Source organism: Sulfolobus sp. B1 (assembly GCF_007050195.1).
Taxonomy (GTDB): Archaea; Thermoproteota; Thermoprotei_A; order Sulfolobales; family Sulfolobaceae; genus Saccharolobus.
In genome coordinates this window covers 1-3167 of record NZ_QIMI01000160.1, presented here as the reverse complement: position 1 = coordinate 3167, position 3167 = coordinate 1, and the positions used below count along the sequence as shown (strand labels likewise).

The following is a 3167-nucleotide window of genomic DNA, read 5'->3' as shown; positions in this document are numbered from 1 at the left end:
TTAGATTTTATTACACTAGGCTTTCAAATTTTCACATTTCCTGCTAAAAGAAAAGGGTATAGTGGAGTAATGACACTATGTAAAGAGAAACCAATCAACGTCATAAAAGGGCTAGGTAAAACTGAATTTGACGAGGAGGGGAGAGTTATTACAATAGAACTTAACGATTTTTACGTTATAAATTCTTACTTTCCAAGAGCAGGAGATGGGCTAGAGAGATTAAGCTATAAATTAAAATTTGATGAGATTATAGAAAATTTTTCAGAAAAATTAAGAAAAAATAAACCAGTAATACTGTGTGGAGATTTCAATGTAGCACATCAAGATATAGACGCAGCCTATCATGATCCTTCAATTCCGGGTTTAACACCACAAGAAAAACAATGGCTTACACACTTTCTGTCGTTAGGATATATTGATACGTTTAGGTATTTTTATCCTAATAAAAGGAAATATACTTGGTGGAGTTACATGATGCACGCTAGAGAAAAGAACCTTGGATTGAGATTAGACTACTGTTTGGTTTCAAATGAGCTAAAAGACAGGATTAAAAGTGCTGACATTTTAGATAACATACAAGGGTCTGATCATGCGCCAATAACCTTGGAATTAATAGGATAGAACTTTACTTGCGGCTAAAAGTAATATTATAGAAATAAGTGGAGAAACTATTATAAACAGTAAAGCTATTGATTTGCTTATCGTGATAAAATACCCTAATAAAATGCTACCTAAAGTTCCAGCGAAAGCTTTTCCCGTATATAAAATACCAGTATTAGTACCAGAAAATTTGTTACCATAAATATCACCTAATAATGATAGATATAACGTAAGGGTAGAACCCCCAAACAAACCGACTAATATTGCTGATAAGGGGAGAGAGAGAAGAGAAAGTAAAGAAGCTAGAAGCGTTAGTGAATTTAATATTATAACGCTATGAAATCTATTCATCTTATCTGATAACATTCCAAATAATGGTCTGCCCAGCCCACTCGTCACAGGAAATATGGTTATAGAAAGTAGAAGTAACCATCTAGGTAATTCTGATCCCAAAAAAGATAAAGAGGAGGAAAAAGAAAGAAGTGGAATTATCGCAAAAGAATATGAAAAATAAATTAACCACCAATCCTTGCCTCTTATAATTTTCTTAGGAGAATTTCCCTTAAGCTTATCCCTTGGAGGGTATGTCACGTTAAATGAAATAAGTAATAGACAAAATAAAGATAATATACCTATTATGATGAATGGATCATAATAATATCTATAAATTGAAATAAAAGGATTAAAAATAGCCCCTCCAATACCAAATCCTAATGATACTATACCAGTGGCGAACCCCCTCTTATTCTCGTACCATTTTAACGCTACATTCACTGCTATACCATATAGTATTCCCTCAGCTATGCTGCCTAAAGACCAGGAAATGTAAAAGAGGATAATATTTGGAAAAATAACTGGAATAAGAAATCCTAGGGAAAAGAAAATTGCGGATATTACTCCAACTAATCTCGGACCAATAGTATCAATTATATACCCTCCTCCTATTTGAGAAAACGAAGATAATATAGCATATAACGTAAATGCGACTTCAATAGCTGTGACAGAAGAGTTAAGGGTCCTTGACACTAGAAGAGATATGGAATTCCACGAATACTGATAAATAGAGTTAAATAACATTATGACTAGAGCAAGAAAAAGCAGTTTTACTCTTGAATCCACTTACTTTCTTAAGCAATAACAACTAATATAATTTTGTATGTATCAATTAGAAAATGGTCTAAAGGTCGACCTAATTCTAGGAGATATTACAGAAATTAGAGCAGATGCAATAGTTAACGCTGCTAATTCTTACCTTCAACATGGAGGAGGAGTAGCTTATGCAATTGTAAAGAAGGGTGGATATGAAATACAAAAGGAGAGTGATGAATACATTAGAAAAAACGGACCAGTGCCCGTTGGAGAAGTAGCTGTAACAAGTGCAGGAAAATTAAAGGCCAAATATATAATTCATGCGGTAGGTCCTAGATACGGTATAGAAGGTGATGATAAGTTGGAATCAGCTATTAGGAAGTCGCTAGAGAAAGCTGAAGAATTAGGTTTAACAAGTATTGCACTACCTGCAATATCTACAGGTATCTTTGGTTATCCTTTTGAGGTATGTGCTAGAATAATGGCAAATGTGATAAAATCCTTTAAGCCTAAAACTCTGAGGAACGTTATAGTAGTTTTATATACGAAAGATGCATATAATACGTTTAAGCAAATATTCGACAAAGAGTTTTCTTAAACACATTTTTTCCAACCAAATCTCTCCTCATATTCTTTAGCTTTATTAAGCGAAGTAGACTGGTTTTTATCTAATGGAATCACACCTATTACTTTCTCTCCATTATAAACATACATGAAATATTTGTCTTCTATAAATACTAGTTTGTAGCAAAACATTTTTAATATATTTTTTCAATATCTAACATTAAAATTTTACGGTATAAGATCATATATGTAACTTACAATATTGTTAATTATTTTCTCCCTAATCTCACTTGAATTCTTCCAGCTAAATAATGAGGGTTCAAGATGACAAGCCAAAGCGCACCTATTACAATTCTCATACTTCTCCCACGGATAGTTATTCCATAGCTTCACTAAATCAACCTCCCACACTTTTTCAAAACCCTTATACTCATTTAAAACGTAACAAGGCAGGACTACCTTACCTTGCGGATCTATATTTATCACTAACCATGGCTTACATTTCCATAAAATACCATAATACCAAGAATTTTTAATAGCATTAAAATAGTTTATAGATTCTACAATAGGATAACCTTTTTTCTTCAGCTCTATCAGAAGGTTCAACGTATTAAACAATTTTTCCCTTTCCGGACTCAATTTCTCAGCTGTAGAATAATCATATGATACTTGAACACTTACTGTAATACCTAATTTTTTAGCCAATTCAACAACTCCTAATACCTGATCATAATTATCATTAGTTATAGTGAAGCTAATTGAGACTGGGATGTACTTTATAGCTTCTCTAATTCCTTCAATAGCCTTATCAAACGATCCAGGAATTCCCCTAATTTTATCATGAGCCTCAGCTATTCCGTCAATTGAGACAAAAAGGTAATCCAAATGCTCACTTATACTCTTAGCCTTTTCTC

5 protein-coding genes are annotated in these 3167 nt (G+C 32.9%); 2 read left to right on the top strand and 3 right to left on the bottom strand.

Annotation, left to right across the window (positions count from 1 at the left end; translation table 11 throughout):
• Window positions 1-621, top strand: a 621-nt coding sequence (locus DMP16_RS08795) for an exodeoxyribonuclease III (protein WP_143577115.1), incomplete at its 5' end; no start/stop codon positions are given.
• Here the strand turns inward: DMP16_RS08795 and DMP16_RS08790 are convergent.
• Window positions 610-1719, bottom strand: a complete 1110-nt coding sequence (locus DMP16_RS08790) for an MFS transporter (RefSeq protein WP_143577114.1) — start codon at window positions 1717-1719, stop codon at window positions 610-612. The genes DMP16_RS08795 and DMP16_RS08790 overlap by 12 nt on opposite strands.
• 37 nt (window positions 1720-1756) lie before the next feature.
• Between DMP16_RS08790 and DMP16_RS08785 the strand changes: the two genes are divergently transcribed.
• Window positions 1757-2287, top strand: coding sequence for an ADP-ribose-binding protein (locus tag DMP16_RS08785; protein ID WP_069283890.1), 531 nt, complete (start codon window positions 1757-1759; stop codon window positions 2285-2287).
• Here DMP16_RS08785 and DMP16_RS11070 read toward each other — a convergent pair.
• Together DMP16_RS11070 and DMP16_RS08780 are read right to left on the bottom strand one after the other, a co-directional pair.
• Entirely contained in the window at window positions 2284-2445 is a 162-nt protein-coding gene (locus tag DMP16_RS11070; RefSeq protein ID WP_185957849.1) for a hypothetical protein, read from the bottom strand. The two genes, DMP16_RS08785 and DMP16_RS11070, sit on opposite strands and share 4 nt — an antisense overlap.
• A gap of 36 nt (window positions 2446-2481) precedes the next feature.
• Window positions 2482-3167, bottom strand: a 686-nt coding sequence (locus DMP16_RS08780) for a PTO1314 family radical SAM protein (protein WP_143577113.1), incomplete at its 5' end; no start/stop codon positions are given.

Excerpts from the sequence above, each read along its gene's own strand:
- DMP16_RS11070 (WP_185957849.1), bottom strand. The coding sequence starts at position 2,445 with ATGTTTTGCTACAAACTAGTATTTATAGAAGACAAATATTTCATGTAT.
- DMP16_RS08785 (WP_069283890.1), top strand. The coding sequence starts at position 1,757 with ATGTATCAATTAGAAAATGGTCTAAAGGTCGACCTAATTCTAGGAGAT.